General features: G+C 48.6%; 11 protein-coding genes. 8 read left to right on the forward strand and 3 right to left on the reverse strand.

Features of this window, described 5'->3' with window-relative positions; genetic code table 11:
- The first annotated feature begins 16 nt into the window (after nt 1-16).
- A complete protein-coding gene (locus ACN4EG_RS09745; RefSeq protein ID WP_431629155.1) occupies nt 17-466 on the forward strand; it encodes a hypothetical protein in 450 nt (149 codons plus the stop codon).
- Between the two features lie 182 nt (nt 467-648).
- Here the strand turns inward: ACN4EG_RS09745 and rpsU are convergent, their stop codons facing one another.
- The 3 genes from rpsU to ACN4EG_RS09760 form a co-directional block, all read right to left on the reverse strand.
- Nucleotides 649-840, reverse strand: coding sequence for a 30S ribosomal protein S21 (gene rpsU / locus ACN4EG_RS09750; protein WP_431629156.1), 192 nt, complete (start codon nt 838-840; stop codon nt 649-651).
- Between the two features lie 345 nt (nt 841-1,185).
- Nucleotides 1,186-1,500 carry an RNA recognition motif domain-containing protein gene (locus ACN4EG_RS09755; protein ID WP_431629157.1) on the reverse strand — a complete coding sequence of 105 codons (315 nt, stop codon included), beginning with the start codon at nt 1,498-1,500 and terminating at the stop codon, nt 1,186-1,188.
- 503 nt (nt 1,501-2,003) lie between these two features.
- Entirely contained in the window at nt 2,004-3,608 is a 1,605-nt protein-coding gene (locus ACN4EG_RS09760; RefSeq protein ID WP_431629158.1) for a B12-binding domain-containing radical SAM protein, read from the reverse strand.
- Between the two features lie 138 nt (nt 3,609-3,746).
- Here ACN4EG_RS09760 and ACN4EG_RS09765 point away from each other — a divergent pair, with 138 nt between their 5' ends.
- From ACN4EG_RS09765 to ACN4EG_RS09795, 7 genes are all read left to right on the forward strand, one after another.
- Nucleotides 3,747-5,963 carry a caspase family protein gene (locus ACN4EG_RS09765; protein WP_431629159.1) on the forward strand — a complete coding sequence of 739 codons (2,217 nt, stop codon included), beginning with the start codon at nt 3,747-3,749 and terminating at the stop codon, nt 5,961-5,963.
- A gap of 700 nt (nt 5,964-6,663) precedes the next feature.
- Nucleotides 6,664-8,862 (forward strand): PAS domain-containing sensor histidine kinase, encoded by a 2,199-nt coding sequence (locus ACN4EG_RS09770; protein ID WP_431629160.1) that lies wholly within the window; start codon nt 6,664-6,666, stop codon nt 8,860-8,862.
- Nucleotides 8,855-9,310 carry a response regulator gene (locus tag ACN4EG_RS09775; protein ID WP_431629161.1) on the forward strand — a complete coding sequence of 152 codons (456 nt, stop codon included), beginning with the start codon at nt 8,855-8,857 and terminating at the stop codon, nt 9,308-9,310. The genes ACN4EG_RS09770 and ACN4EG_RS09775 overlap by 8 nt, the downstream gene beginning before the upstream one ends.
- Nucleotides 9,311-9,410: 100 nt before the next feature.
- A complete protein-coding gene (locus ACN4EG_RS09780; protein WP_431629162.1) occupies nt 9,411-10,736 on the forward strand; it encodes a sensor histidine kinase in 1,326 nt (441 codons plus the stop codon).
- A 170-nt stretch (nt 10,737-10,906) separates the two neighbouring features.
- Nucleotides 10,907-12,037, forward strand: coding sequence for a sensor histidine kinase (locus ACN4EG_RS09785; protein ID WP_431629163.1), 1,131 nt, complete (start codon nt 10,907-10,909; stop codon nt 12,035-12,037).
- Nucleotides 12,034-12,459 carry a response regulator gene (locus ACN4EG_RS09790; protein WP_431629164.1) on the forward strand — a complete coding sequence of 142 codons (426 nt, stop codon included), beginning with the start codon at nt 12,034-12,036 and terminating at the stop codon, nt 12,457-12,459. Before ACN4EG_RS09785 ends, ACN4EG_RS09790 begins: the two co-directional genes overlap by 4 nt.
- Nucleotides 12,460-12,594: 135 nt before the next feature.
- Nucleotides 12,595-15,393: a PAS domain S-box protein gene (locus ACN4EG_RS09795; protein WP_431629165.1), complete on the forward strand. Its 2,799-nt coding sequence runs from the start codon at nt 12,595-12,597 to the stop codon at nt 15,391-15,393.
- The last annotated feature ends 122 nt before the right edge of the window (nt 15,394-15,515 follow it).

Genomic DNA, 15,515 nt, shown 5'->3' on the forward strand with positions numbered 1-15,515 from the left:
ATGGGTTGCTCCAACAATGCTGATGGTGCCTAGAGCCCAAGCCTCGACTGCGCGGTTAGATATTAGCCTCGATCGGGTCACGAATGAATCCTACACTTCGTTTATTCGACGGGCAGAGTTGGTGGCACGGGCAGCAGCCCAACGCAGTTTCGATCGGGATATCCTGACCAGTTCTGTGGTGATTCATGTATTGGGGCGTAACCAAGGCGCAGAAGCTCCGGTACTGACGTTGGAGGTAACTCGCGAAAATTGGCGAACACGTCCGGACACTCGAACTTGGGCTACTTATTATCGGACAGCAAATAATTTACTAGGCTTTCCATTCAGCCCAACGGATGCTCCTATTAGTCCCACATCAGGAACTCCCTTCATACCAGCTATTCCAGCCACTGTTGCCCCTTCGCCCAATCCGAGTGCGCCCGATCAGCCCCTCTCAGAACCACCAACCTCCAGTGATATTAAATAGTGAGGGGCAATCTCCTCTCCTGGAAGCTGTAGAAGCGAAACCTGGCAATCAAAGCTAGGAAAGCTTGGAATCTCCCGATCGGGCTTCTAAACAGTCAGGCCACCCCTTGCAGCAAACAAGTCAGGTGGCCCAATGATCATAAAAGCTGATTAAGCGTAAACGCTAAGTTAAAGCGGCAATGCTTAGCGACTACGAAAGCGCTGTCTACTTTGTTTATGCTTCGCTAGCGCTTTCCGCTTTTCCTTTTCCAGGGGAGTTTCAAAATGGCGCTTCTTTCTCATATCTTGAAAGATCCCTGCCCTAGAAACTTGGCGTTTGAATCGTCGTAATGCCGATTCAATTCCTTCGTTTTCACCCAAGATAATTTGAGCCATGCTGCCATTCTCCTCCTGTTGAAAGTAATCATCTTCTGAAGCGAAAATAACAAAACGACCTGTAGAATCGCGTAGCTACTCGAATCTACAAGGGCTCTGCTATTGTTCAGCGAGATGCAGTGATGATGGATGCTACGGTCTGGTCAAACCAAGACTAAACCTTAATTTTTGCGCCCCCTAGATTCACTTGGATGAATTCTCGATTCAACCTACATTGCTCAATCTAAGATGTTCAACCTAAATCGCTCAACCTGAGATGCTTACGATCCAAGATGTTTGATCTTGGCCATTCAATCCAAGTGAAATTTAAGGGCGATCCCATTTGGCTAGGGTAAACAGAAGGTTTTAGTACCGACGATCGCGGCGACCGCCACCACCACCACCATTACCCCAACCGCCGGAAGAGGGGCTCCGCTCTTCCCGAGGCTTAGCCTTGTTGACCTTCAGATCGCGCCCCATCCACTCAGCCCCATCCAATGCCTCGATCGCGACATCCTCTTCCGCAGACGTTGCCATCTCCACAAAAGCAAATCCCCGGAAACGCCCCGTTTCCCTATCAACCGGTAGTTGGATACGCTTAACCGCACCATATTCTGCAAATGTACGCTCCAAATCTTCCTGCGTCACTTGATAGGATAGGTTACCAACGTAAATCGACATGTCTGAATCTCCGAAAAAATACGTGTAGAGAGGCTAAATTCGGAGAAACACCGTTGAACACTGTTTGGGTGAAGCAAATTTGAGTTCCAGAGCCGAAAAAATCATCTTTACGACCTGACTATAGCACAGGAAATCTCCAAGGTGGGGGATGAATCTGTAGAATTTTCTGAATCATGCCCTTCTAATTTTCTAGAAAAGCTAAAAAAACAAAACCTGAACAAATTCATGGAGAATCACCCTAGTGGAGCGTCAAGCTTAAAATTGTGAGTGACATTATTCCAAATCGACTATTCCATAAGGATTCTGGAGATCACTAACGCACAAAATCAAAATTGACAGACCACTAGGGCAATTCTCCATGAATTCACAATCAAAAATTAATGAGTCAGTGATGAATTAAAGGAATGAACATGCCAGTGATTAACAGTGATTAACTACGTCAGCAATTCAGTCAGTCAGTGATTCATTCATTCAGTGATGAATAAATGAGGCGGCGAAAAGTCCTATACTCCGACTCGATCGGGCAATGTCAGGGTCGGTTCCTGGGGCATTGGGTCTGGATTGGGGGATGTTGTCACATATTCCGCCAACTGAGCCTTAATCTGAGTCCGAACAATTTGCCGATATTCCAAGAAATGTTCTCCCAAGGCACAAATGCCCAAATAGGGTTCCCACACCTTGGGATTGTGCCGAAAAATGTTGAGTAAATACCACCAAAAACGCCAGCGCGTCTTACGAACGATCCCTTGCCGCCAACAGAGGGTTAACAAGGCTCGAATATTCACCCAGCTCACCTGACGGACTCGACTGGGACACACCGGGGCACCCAATTTCAGGAAATGGCGATAGGTGCGATCCAGATAGGCCATGGGATCATACAACCGCCAAAACGCATCGACGTACTCCTGCGCAATGTCTTCGATCGGACGAGTCGGCACAAAATTCATCAAGGTGGTTTGATTCATCCCCGAGGTGTTGCGATCGGGATCAACCAACCGCCCCTCCCGATTGAGCCGATGCCACAACGCTGTGTCAGGTAATGCCTGCAACATACTGAACATCGCTGTGGGAATCGTTGTTTGTTCCACAAACCGCACAATCCGATCGCCCGCGCCGGCCTGTTCTCCATCAAAGCCAATAATAAACCCAGCCATGACTCGTAATCCTGACTGGACAATTTTTTCCACCGATTCTGCCAGGGACGATCGTGTATTTTGGAATTTTTGCGTTAAAGCCAAACTGGCTTCATCAGGAGTCTCAATCCCCAAAAAGACCGCATTAAAATTACACGCCACCATTAAGTCCATCAATTCTTGATCATGAGCCAGATCGATTGATGCTTCTGTATTAAACCGAAAGGGATAATTATGGGCCGCCATCCATGGCTTTAGTTCCCGGAGTAATAACTTGACATTGCGTTTATTGCCAATAAAGTTATCATCCACCATGAAAATACTGCGCCGCCACCCCAATTCGTACAGCCGCTCCAATTCTGCTAGGAGTTGGCTGGGAGACTTCGTGCGGGGCTTACGGCCATAGAGCACAATAATGTCACAAAATTCGCACTGAAAGGGGCAGCCCCGCGAAAATTGCACGGACATACTATCGTAGGCATCAAAATCCAGTAAATCAAATCGAGGAATGGGCGTAGTGGTCACGTCCGGTTTCTCTCCATTGGAGCGGAAAATACCCGATCGCTCCCCCTGGTCGATCGCCGCCACAAAAAGCGGTAGTGTAATTTCGCCCTCATCTAAGATTAAAAAATCCGCCCCCGACGCGATCGCTTCCTGGGGCAGGGCTGTGGCATAGGGCCCCCCCACGGCAACCAGTTTCTGGCGCTGTTTAGCCGCTTGAATTTGGGCCAGAAAATCTTCTTTTTGCACAATCATGGCGGAGAGAATCACCAGATCGGCCCAATCCCAATCCGCTGGTGTAATCTCCGTGACATTGTGATCGACCAGTTTAAATTCCCATTGTTGGGGCAAAATTGCAGCAACGGTCGCCAGCCCCAAAGGCGGTAACATGGCTTTGCGATCGACCAGTTCCAACGCTTTCTCAAAAGACCAAAAACTCTTTGGAAACTGAGGATAAATTAATAAAACCCGCATAGCACCTCAATCGGAACGCTGGGTGGACTTGCCCTACAGCTTAGCGTGACCTGTTCCGTTCTTGGTCAGTGTTAAGGTTTTGTTGGGTTTTGGTTTAGTTCAATTCTGGCTCAATTCCGTTATTTAGGCTAAAAAATCGTGTTTTTTGGGCTTTTACATTCCTTGGGATGCAGCGCACCCAGACAGTCAGAGCGGCCCTTTGCCCTCTACAATGGGGATCAGATTCAGTCAAGCATCTTGTTTCCCATGAAGCGGCGGGATTTTCTGTGGAGATCAGGACAGGTACTCACGGGGTTGGGCGTGGGCCAAACCGTGCTATCCCAGACCCTTTGGCCAATCCCTGCGGCTGAAGCTGCACCGATCGGGCAGAACCCCCAAAAATTAGCTCTGCTGATTGGAATTAATCAATACCCCGACGCTAGCTTGAAGGGATGTCTGACGGATCTCGAATTGCAACAGAAACTCTTGATTCATCGCTTGGGATTTGCGCCTGAGAATATTTTAACCTTGGCGGATAGTGCCGCCACTTCCGACGCGATCGCTGCAACCATTCGCGAACACTTAGGGCAACAGGCGACTGCGAGCACGATCGTCTTCGTCCACTTCAGCGGCCTTGGCTGCATTGGCAAAACGGGACAGCCCACCTTGCTGACGGCGAACAAAGGGGAAATACCCTTGGCCCAATTGGCACAGTGGTTAGGGGCGCTGCCCACAGACAAAATCACCACTATTCTCGATACCAGTTTTCAATCCAGTGGCGAGGGCGTGCAGGGCAATGTGCGTCTGCGATCGCGCCCTCCCTTAGTCACTGCTGACTTCTCCGATCTGGATACCGCTCCGGATACAGCCTTTTCTACCCTCTCCCAACTGCCGTCCTTTCCAGGGCTACTTGTGACCGCCACCACTGACCGATTCCCTGGCGCTACACCTTCTGGGCAAGCTGTTCTACAATCAGCCACCGAACTGGATTTTGCCTCTTGGAGCGCTGGACGGTTGACCTATGGCTTGACCCAGGCCCTCTGGCAGGCGGCTCCAGGCACACCGTTCCAGACGGTCTGGGCAATGACCCGAGCAGCCATGCAGCCCCAATCGCCAGGATTGACGGGCACCAAGCTCAAGGAACAAGCCTCAGCCCCTGGGGCCTTCTCCCTTAACTCCAGTGGTGGCATTGGTATCATCACCACCGTCAATCCTGAAACGGGTATTGGCGAAGCTTGGTTAGGAGGGCTGCCTGCCACGGTTCTCGAACAATTGATGGTTCGATCGCTGTTATTGATTCAAGCCGAGGAGGGCATCGTAGGTCAGGTTCAACTCTTGGAACGAACGGGTCTACGTGCCAAAGTGCGGTTTGTCGAATCCACCACCCCAGAGCACCTTTGGGCGATCGCTCCGGGGCAAGCACTTCAGGAATCAATCCGAGTCTTACCCCGACAGTCGGAATTAACGATCGCCCTCGATCAGCACCTGACGAAGGTTGAACGGGTCGATGCCGTCAGTGCGCTGTCCAACGTTCCCTACTTGACTGCCATCAATGCAGGAGAGGGAGCCGCAGACTGCCTGCTGGCCAAAATGGATGAGCAGGCAACCCAAGTTGCGCTGTTGCCTAATACACCGATGTCAGAATTGGTGGTTCCCGTCGGTTATGGGCTCTTTACCCCCACCCAAGCCCCTATTCCCCACACCCAAGGCGATCGGGGGGAAGCTGTTAAAGTGGCCATTAAACGTCTATCGCCAACCCTCCAAACCCTCTTAGCTAAAAAAATTCTCCGCAGTACAGAAAATATAACCGCCTCTAAACTGGGACTTCGAGCCACCCTGGACATGGTCTCTCCGGAGGTCAAAGCATTGACCCAGCAAATGACAGGGCCCATCCGTGCCAAGACGATCGTATCCCTAGACAGTCCAACGGTTCCCGCAGGCAGTCATCTGCAATATCATCTACAAAATTTGGGTTCCCAAATGCTGTACTGGCTTTTGGTCGGTTGGGATAGTCGGCGCAATAGTTATTTGATTCTACCGACCTTGAATTCCGCCTTTGGAGAAATTGTCCCTGGTTTAACTCAGCCATTGATGAGCAGTCCAGCCAATCCGGAATGGATTGTGCGCAATACGACGGGGATGGCCGAAGCCTTTCTGATCGCCAGTACAACTCCCTTTTCTCGCACTCAAGCCTGTGTGCCCACCGATCCTGATAATTTTCTTCACCCCCTCGATCGGCCCTTGGAAATTGTCCAAGCCATCCTTCAGGATCTCCAAGCCGCCAGTCCAACGGCGCAAAGTGTCAGCCAACCAGAAACGATCGCCCTTGACCACCAAACCTGGGCAACATTGCGCTTTACCTACCAAGTGGTCTAGCCACCAAATCACAGAGCCTGTTGCAAGGTATCGCGATGGAATCCACGCCAGGATTTCGTTTAATATTGTGAGTTATTGTGACTCATAGTAGCTACCTGTTGCAGTCTGGGTAGAATAATGATATCTAGGAAAGCCTTAGAGGGAATCATCCCAAGTTTCACTGGGTGGCATGGAGCCATGCTCCACTGTCATTCTACGTTTTACCACCGGGATTGCATGAATTATGCACAAATAAGGTTCATAAATCTAGAATAACGGCGATTTCTCCTTCAATTTTCTCCTTTTTGTCCTTCGTTGATCATTCTACCCATCCTCATCCTGCTTACGATTGCACAATACGATTGCACACGTTTTAGTTGTGATTGCGTTGTGATTGCGTTGTGATTGCGTTTCGATTAGTTGTGATCGCGTTGTGATTGCGTTGTGATTAAGTCGTGATTCATTGCGATCGAGCCCCCTAGACCCCGCATCACAGGGGATTGAGGCACAACCTTGAACCATGGGTAGAACGCACTCCTCGTACTCTTCAACTGGGTTGAAATAGGCTTCTTATGGATGACCTGACTGTTTTTGGACGAAAGGAAATAATGGCCCGTGGTGCAGCACTGCGCCAAGTTGCAAAGGGGCTACCCCGATAAATGACAGCCGTTGACCCCTTAAACCTGTGTGTGGGCTCTGTGAATGATCCCTGGGAGTGATGATGAGAAATACCCATTTTAGTGAACTAGATCAACTGCGAGAACAGGTTGCTACCCTTGAGCAACTGCAATCCCTTTATGAACAGGAATCAATTAAGAAAACCCTTCAATTAGAGCAAGCATTACAGGCATTACATGAACAGAATCAATATTTAGAACAAATTTCGCAGGAACTGACGGGCTTATCGACCTTCCAACAGGCCATTTTAGATAGCGCTAACTTTGCCATTATTTCCACGGATCTGAATGGCACTATTCAATCCTTTAACGTTGCCGCCGAGCGGCTATTAGGGTACACAGCGGCGGAAGTGGTGGGCAAAGTGACGCCCGCGCTGATTCATGATGGCCAAGAGGTGGTCGATCGATCACGGCGGTTATCCATCGAGTTGGAAACTTCGATCGAACCTGGCTTTGAAGTCTTTGTCGCGAGGGCCAAGCGGGGACAAATTTCGGAGGAAGAGTGGACCTATATTCGCAAAGATGGGTCACGGTTCCCTGTGCTGCTTTCGATTACGGCCATTCGGAAGGAGCACGATGAAATTACGGGATTTCTGGGCATTGCCAAGGATATTACCGCTCAAAAACAAGCGGAACAGAAACTCCAGGATATCAACGCTGCTCTAAATCAGACTGCCATTGTCGCGATTACCGATGCCCAAGGAATCATTACCTTTGTCAATGACAAGTTCTGTGAAATCTCCCAATATCAGCGGGAAGAATTGCTTGGGCAAACTCACCAAGTTGTGAATTCGGGGTACCATTCCCGTCAGTTTTTTGCAGAGATGTGGCGCACGATCGCCCAGGGCCATACTTGGCGGGGCGAAATCAAAAACCAAGCCAAAGATGGATCCGACTATTGGGTGGACACTACGATCGTGCCATTTCTGGATACTCAAGGTAGACCCTATCAATACTTAGCCATTCGCACCGATATCACCGCCAAGAAAAACGCGGAAGCAGAGTTACAAAAGCTCTCTCTGATTGCCAGTAAAACCGATAACGTGGTCATTGTCACGGATGCCCAAGGCTATATTGAATGGGTCAATGATGGTTTTTACCGCGTCACGGGCTACCAATTGGAGGAGGTGGTCGGTTGTAAACCGGGAAATATTTTGCAAGGGCCAGATACCGCCTCAGCCACCATCGCCGAGATTCGTCAATCCCTCATCCAGCAGCAACCCTTCTCGGGCGAGATTTTGAACTATCACAAAGATGGCACGCCCTATTGGATTCTGTTACAGATTAATCCGATTTTTGCTGAATCTGGCCAATTGACGCATTTCATTGCGATCGAAAGTGAAATTACCGATCGCAAACGGATGGAAACACATTTGCAAAACGAGGTGGAGGAACGTCAACGGGCTGTTCAAGAGCTGCATCAATTAGCAGAGCAGTTAGAAATTAGTAACCGTGAACTCCAGGATTTTGCCTATGTTTCTTCCCACGATTTACAGGAACCCCTGCGCAAAATTCAGGCTTTTGGCGATCGCTTAAAAGCGACCTGCCATGACTCGCTGAATGACAAGGGACAAGATTATTTAGAGCGGATGTTGAATGCGGCCAGTCGTGCCCAAGTTTTGATTAATGATTTGTTAGCCTTTTCTCGGGTCACAACCAAGGGCCAGCCGTTTGAATCTGTGAATTTGGAGGAGGTACTAGAAGGGGTATTGTCTGATCTCGAGATTCGGATTGAGAAAACGGAAGCCACGATCGATTGCGATCCGCTCCCGATTGTGCAAGCCGATCCCCTACAAATGCGCCAAATTCTGCAAAACTTACTGAGTAACGCCCTCAAGTTCTGCCGCGAAGACAGCGCCCCCAAAATTCAGGTGCGATCGCAAATCATGACCAAAAATAACCAAGCTTGGTGTGAATTAAGGATTATCGATAACGGCATTGGCTTTGAACAGAAATATACCGATCGTATTTTCCACATTTTCCAACGTCTCCATGGACGCGGCACCTATGAAGGCACGGGGATTGGCTTGGCAATCTGCCGTAAAATTGCAGAACGCCACGGCGGAACCTTAACCGCTGAAAGCCAACCCGATCAAGGTGCAACGTTTATCTTCACCTTGCCGCTAAAGTCTGCCCCAATGGAGCCTGTCCCAATGGAGTCTCTTCCGATAGAATCTATCCCGGTGGAGTCTCTCCTGACAGCTTCTGGAAACCATTTACCCCAAAGAAATGACCATGGCTAACAAAAGAAAAAGCATCACAATCTTAGTCGCAGAAGACGATGAGGACGATCGGTTTCTGATGCAAGAGGCGCTAGAAGAAAATCGCCTTGCTAACGATCTGCATTTCGTCGTGGATGGGGAAGAGTTAATGGATTATTTGCTCCATCGCGGGGCCTATCATGATCCCAAAACCGCACCCCGCCCCAGTTTAATTCTCTTAGATTTGAATATGCCACGGAAGGACGGTCGTGAAGCCCTCAAGGAAATCAAAGCTGATCCTGAATTACGGCAAATTCCCATTGTGGTACTCACCACCTCCAAGGCGGAAGAAGATATTCTGCGTACCTATGATTTGGGGGTCAGTTCATTCATAGCTAAGCCAGTGGTGTTTGAATCCATGGTGCAAATTATGAAAATGCTGGGCACCTATTGGTTTGAAATTGTCGAGTTACCCGATCGAGCCTCCTAAACCACCCTCGCGATCCTTGCCCCTTCGCTCCCATATTGCACACCAGAGCTTGTCCATCATTACATTCAAGAACCGCACACCCAAGAACCGCACACAAGCTATGACTGATGCAGGAAACCTTACACAACTGACAGGCTGCGATTTGGCACTCCAGCAACAACTGACCCAATCCACCTTGTTGGCCTCCGTCCTCCAAAGAATTCGCAGCTCCCTGGAGCTAGACCAGATTTTAACGACGATCGTGGAAGAAGTTAGAAGCTTCCTTCAGGCCGATCGGGTGGTGGTGTTCCAAGTGTTTGCCGACGGCACCAGCAAAGCCACTGCGGAATCGGTCGGGGAATCCTGGGGCAGTATTTTTGAAGTCACCTTTCCTCCGGAAGCCTTTCCCCAGAGCTGCTACAACAGTTATCTGAACGGCAGAATTACCCGCATTTGCGATCGGGAGCAGGCGGAGATTGTGGACTACATGCGCGGGTTTATGGCGACCTTTGATGTGCAGGCGTGGCTTTCGATCCCGATTATTTTGGGCGATCGGCTCTGGGGACTGATCCTCTCCCATCAATGTTCTCAGCCGCGCAAGTGGCAGGATTGGGAAGTCGCTTTCATGCGTCAATTGGCAAGACAACTGGAAATTCCTTTAGAGCAAGCGGAACTCTATCGTTGTTTGCAGGTAGAACTGGAGGAACGGAAAAAAGTGGAAGCGGAGTTACGGGAACTCACAGAACGCCTAGAGCGTAGCAATAAGGAGTTGGAAAGCTTTGCCTATGTGTCTTCCCATGATTTACAAGAACCCCTGCGCAAAATTCAAGCCTTTGGCGATCGGCTGAACAGTCGATCGCGTCATTTACTAGACGAAAAAAGTCAAGACTACCTACAGCGCATGCTGAACGCAGCCAACCGCGCTCAAGTGCTGATTGACAACCTGCTTACCTTTTCGCGGGTGACCACCAAAAATCAACCCTTTACAGCGGTCAATTTACGAGATGTCATTGATGGAGTGTTGTCCGACCTAGAAATTCGCATTGAACGAGTGGGCGGAACTGTTGAGGTGGGTGAATTGCCTAGGATTGAAGCCGATCCTCAGCAAATGCGTCAACTGTTTCAAAATCTGTTAGGCAATGCCCTTAAATTCAGCCACGAGGGGGTGCCGCCAGTGGTCAGGGTCACTGCAACCGTGGAACAGGAAAAGGTGAAGATCTCTGTCGCCGATAACGGGATTGGATTTGAGGAAAAGTATCACGATCGCATCTTTGAAGTATTTCAACGCCTCCATGGTCGATCGGACTATGAAGGAACGGGCATTGGCCTCTCGATTTGCCGCAAAATTGTAGAACGCCACCGAGGAACGATCGTTCCCTACAGTCAACCCGGTGCCGGAGCCACCTTTGTCATCACCTTACCCCTGCAACAGCAGGCTCCGATTTAATAAGAAATTTCTAGCAGGAACTTTACTGCGCGGGTTATGACCTAGGCTGATCCTTGGGGATGCCCTTGAGGTATCCCGGTTCTCGAGCACCCTTTATTACCATCAAGTTGTCCATCTTTCGCCCCTATGATTCGATCCACAACCGTTCTGCCTCTCCAACGAGTTCATCCATGGCTACAGAGATTTGCCGAGTTTTATTGGTCGATGATGACGAAGATGACTACATTGTCACCCGAGATTTTTTGAGTGAGGCCGAGCAGGTTGTCTTCAAACTTACCTGGGTAGATCACTACAAGGCTGGACTCGCAGAAATTAGCCAAAATCGTCATGATGTCTACTTGTTAGATTTTCGTCTAGGGAAGGAAAATGGGCTGGAACTTTTACAAGCTGCGTTGCAATTGGGCTGTAAAAAACCAATTATTTTGTTAACCGGGGTAGGAGATCACGACATTGATCAGAAGGTGATGGCAGCGGGGGCGTCAGATTACTTAGTGAAGGGCAAAACTTTGAGTGCAACCCTGTTGGAACGTTCGATTTTGCATGCGATCGAACGGAAGCGATCGGAACTGCGACAAAATCAACTGGTGGCAGAGTTAGCGATCGCAAATCAAGAACTGAAGGACTTTGCCTACATCGTATCCCACGATCTCAAAGCCCCCCTACGAGGCATCGCATCCTTAGCCGACTGGTTGTTGCGGGATTATGCCGATCGCTTGGATGAAGACGGGCAGGAAATGCTGCAACTGATGCGAGGTCGGGTAAGGCGCATGGGGACTTTAATCGACGGCGTCTTGCAATATTCTCGGGTGGGCCGAGTCCGAGACGAAAAAACCGAGGTTGATCTGAACCAACTCGTGGCGGAGGTGATTGATATGGTTGCTGTGCCAGGAGAGATGAAGATTATGATTGAGACCACGTTACCGACGGTTTTGGTGGAACGCACCCGGATTCAGCAAGTCTTTCAAAATTTGATTAGCAATGCGGTCAAGTATATGGGCAAACCCGAGGGCACCATTCGAATTGGTCATACCCAGGAAGAAAACTTCTGGCAATTTTTTGTTGCAGACACAGGCATTGGTATTGAGGAACGACATTTTGACAAAGTATTCCAAATTTTCCAAACCCTAGTACCCCGAGATAAATCGGAAAGTACAGGCGTCGGCTTAGCGATTGTCAAAAAAATTGTTGAACTCTATGGTGGACAACTCTGGCTCCAATCTAAAGTGGGCCAAGGGAGTACGTTCTTTTTTACCCTGCCCTATGGTCTTTCTGATTCAAACTGCCTGATTGAGGATGTATGAAACGTTCTGACCCTATTCTGCTGGTAGAAGACGATCGGATCGATGTCCTTAACGTCAAACGAGGACTTCGCGAGATTCAGGCCACCAACCCATTGTATGTCGTAGAAGATGGCGAAGAAGCTTTAGAATTTTTACGGAATGCCCAGAATCCTAAACCTGCTCTAATTTTACTAGATCTGAATATGCCCCGTATGAATGGATTAGAGTTACTTCAAGTGCTCAAAGGTGATCCAGTGTTAAAGATGATTCCGGTGATTATTCTTACAACTTCCCAGGAGGAAAAAGATCGACAAGAAAGTTTTAGGCTGAGTGTTGCAGGATATATGGTTAAACCCTTAGATTACGAAAACTTTCTAGAAATTCTACAGGCTATTTACCAATACTGGCTACTCAGCCAATCTCCCAACGAGATGAGTTCATAGTGAACTATCTAGTATTCTATGGTTAATTAATCAAGAACTAAGCTTCCTGGCTGTTTTGCTACTGTTTCACACTGACTTGTTTTACGCTGACTTGTTTCGCACTGACTTGTTTCGCACTTACCCTCTAACATTCCTATGAGCTCTGCTGCTGCTCCATCCATCAAAGTTCTACTAGTGGAAGACGATGTCATTGATCAATTGGCTTTTACTCGTTGCGTCAAGCAGACGTTTCTTCCCTATCAATATACCGTAGCAACTTCTCTGGCGGAGGCGCAATCTGTTTTAGCCCAAGACTCCTTTGATGTCGCAATTCTGGATTTCCATTTAGGGGATGGAACGGCTTTGGAGCTCGTGGAACAAGTCCAGGCCCATAAGCTACCCTTCATTATTGCAACGGGCAGCGGTGATGAAGAAATTGCAGTACGCTTAATGCAACAGGGAGCTTACGATTATTTAATTAAAGACCCCGATCGCAATTATCTTAAAATCCTATCTACCACAGTTGATAAAGCGATCGCGCGGAAACAGGCTGAAGAACTGATTCAATTACTAACCCACGCCGTCCAGCATGTGCGCGATGGCATTTATATTGCGGATCAAGACAATCGCTTACTGTTTATTAATCAATCCCTAGCAGCCATTTGTAACTGTTCTCCGGCTGCGGCGATCGGGCGATCGATGCAAGTCCTCAACCAGCCAGCCCTCACCCAACTGGTCACGGCGAGGGCTGCTGATTTTGATCAGTTAGCCTCGGATACAGAAGTCGAAATTTGGGATTCCAGTGGCGTAGCCAGCCCCATGCTACTCTCGGAATCTCACTTAGCTCAACCGGGCGGCCATCTTCTGCGGATTGGAATTCTGCGGAACATTAGTTCCCTGAAGCAAGTGGAGCAAGATCTTCGCATCGCCCGAGAAGAGCTAGAACGGAAAGTGGAAGAACGCACGGCTCAACTCCAACAGGCCAATCAGGCATTAGAAGAACTCAATACGGAACTGGAACATCGAGTTGCCCTACGAACAGCAGAATTACAAGAGCGGGAAGCCCAACTTCAGGACTTTCTCGACAATGCCAACGACTTGATTCAAAGTGTTGCGCTTACAACGGGTTGTTTGGAATATGTCAACAAAGCATGGCGAGAAACCCTGGGCTACACAGAGGCCGAAGTTCAGGCAATGACGCTATTTGATGTGCTACATCCCACTTGCCAAATTCACTATCAAGCCATGATTGACTCCATGCAAGCGGGAACGTTATTCAGAGTTGAACAAGTTGAACTAACGTTGATTACGAAAGACCAGCGTAAAGTGTTGGTGGAAGGCAGTATTAACTGTCGCTACGAGGCCGATCGACCCGTTGCCACCCGTGCCATTTTGCGCGATATTACCGATCGTCGCCAAGCAGAACAAGCGTTGCAGAATAGCGAAAAATTCTTGGATTCTATTATCGAAAATATTCCCAATATGATTTGTGTGAAGGAAGCCAAGGATTTGCGGTTTGTGCGATTTAATAAGGCGGGAGAGGAACTTTTAGGCTATCCGCGAGAAGCGTTAATTGGCAAAAATAACTATAATTTGTTCGCCCCGGAAGAGGCAGATGAATTTACAGCCCAAGATCGAGCAGTTTTAGCCTCTCAACAAGTTTCAGAGCTCCTAGAAAATGAAATTCACACCCATCATCAAGGCGTACGCTTCCTCCATACCAAAAAGTTAGCCATTGCCGATGAAGAAGGCAATCCGCAATATTTGTTAAGCATTTCTGAAGATGTCACCGATCGCAAACAGATTGAACAGGCGATGAAACGCCAACTGGCAGCTATAGAAGCGGCGATCGATGGCATTGCCATTTTACAAAATGATACTTATATCTATCTCAATCAAGCCCATTTGTCACTGTTTGGTTACGAGCAACCAGAGGAACTCTTGGGCCAAAGTTGGCGAATGTTATACAGTCCAGAGGAAATCGAACGGTTTGGGCAAGAAGTGTTGCCTGTATTAGGGCGCGATCGATCCTGGCAGGGCGAAGCGATCGCGACTCGAAAAGATGGTACGCAATTTGCAGAGGGGCTCTCCCTCACATTAACCGACGAAGGCTTAATGATTTGTGTCTGTCGGGATATCAGCGATTACAAAGAGTATGAAGCACAGTTACAACAAACGAATGAACAATTAGCTCGCGCCACCCGATTAAAGGATGAATTTCTTGCAAATATGAGCCATGAACTCCGGACTCCCTTGAATGCAATTTTAGGCATGACGGAAGGCTTACAAGATGCCGTGTTTGGTGAGATTAATCCGCTACAACTCAAAGCTCTGAACACGATCGAACGCAGCAGCAATCACTTACTGGAATTGATCAATGATATTTTAGATCTCGCTAAAATTGAAGCAGGTCAAGTCACATTAGAGTGTTCAACCACCCCAATTAATCAGCTTTGCCAATCCAGCTTAGTCTTTATTCGGCAACAGGCGTTAAAGAAACAAATTCAACTTCAAGTGACAATTCCCAAGGGACTGCCGGATCTGTGGGTGGATGAGCGACGAATGCGCCAGGTACTGATTAATCTTCTAACGAATGCAGTGAAATTTACGCCGGAAGGCGGAACCATTACTCTAGAAGTAAGTGCGGTAGCAACCACGGCAACGATGTCCACCGCCGCCATTCAGTTTGCTGTCATTGATACTGGCATTGGCATTGCTCCAGAGAATATCAAAAAGCTATTCCAACCGTTTATCCAAGTGGACAGCGCCTTGAATCGGCAGTACCAAGGCACGGGGCTAGGACTCTCCTTAGTCAAACGTATTGTGGAAATGCATGGTGGGGAAGTAGGGCTCCACAGCCAAGTGGGCGAAGGGAGTTGCTTTACGATTACTCTTCCCCTCGCTGAGCTTGCTCATCCATTCACTGCAACAGCACCCGATTTAGATCCCAATTGAGATCTAGCACCCACTTCCCCAGAAACCCATCTGTGAAAACAGAGATAGGAGGCATTGCGCGATCGCGTCCTTTTCTACGTTTTTGTAATGCAAGAGCGATCGACTTTTTAGGTGACCCGTGG

The sequence above is a fragment of the Alkalinema pantanalense CENA528 genome (assembly GCF_050753345.1).
GTDB classification, from domain to species: Bacteria; Cyanobacteriota; Cyanobacteriia; order Leptolyngbyales; family Leptolyngbyaceae; genus Alkalinema; species Alkalinema pantanalense.

What these genes read in the sequence shown, in the direction of transcription:
- ACN4EG_RS09745 (WP_431629155.1), top strand. Translation starts at nt 17, where the DNA reads ATGCTGATGGTGCCTAGAGCCCAAGCCTCGACTGCGCGGTTAGATATT.
- rpsU (WP_431629156.1), bottom strand. Translation starts at nt 840, where the DNA reads ATGGCTCAAATTATCTTGGGTGAAAACGAAGGAATTGAATCGGCATTA.
- ACN4EG_RS09755 (WP_431629157.1), bottom strand. Translation starts at nt 1,500, where the DNA reads ATGTCGATTTACGTTGGTAACCTATCCTATCAAGTGACGCAGGAAGAT.
- ACN4EG_RS09760 (WP_431629158.1), bottom strand. Translation starts at nt 3,608, where the DNA reads ATGCGGGTTTTATTAATTTATCCTCAGTTTCCAAAGAGTTTTTGGTCT.
- ACN4EG_RS09770 (WP_431629160.1), top strand. Translation starts at nt 6,664, where the DNA reads ATGAGAAATACCCATTTTAGTGAACTAGATCAACTGCGAGAACAGGTT.
- ACN4EG_RS09775 (WP_431629161.1), top strand. Translation starts at nt 8,855, where the DNA reads ATGGCTAACAAAAGAAAAAGCATCACAATCTTAGTCGCAGAAGACGAT.
- ACN4EG_RS09780 (WP_431629162.1), top strand. Translation starts at nt 9,411, where the DNA reads ATGACTGATGCAGGAAACCTTACACAACTGACAGGCTGCGATTTGGCA.
- ACN4EG_RS09785 (WP_431629163.1), top strand. Translation starts at nt 10,907, where the DNA reads ATGGCTACAGAGATTTGCCGAGTTTTATTGGTCGATGATGACGAAGAT.
- ACN4EG_RS09790 (WP_431629164.1), top strand. Translation starts at nt 12,034, where the DNA reads ATGAAACGTTCTGACCCTATTCTGCTGGTAGAAGACGATCGGATCGAT.
- ACN4EG_RS09795 (WP_431629165.1), top strand. Translation starts at nt 12,595, where the DNA reads ATGAGCTCTGCTGCTGCTCCATCCATCAAAGTTCTACTAGTGGAAGAC.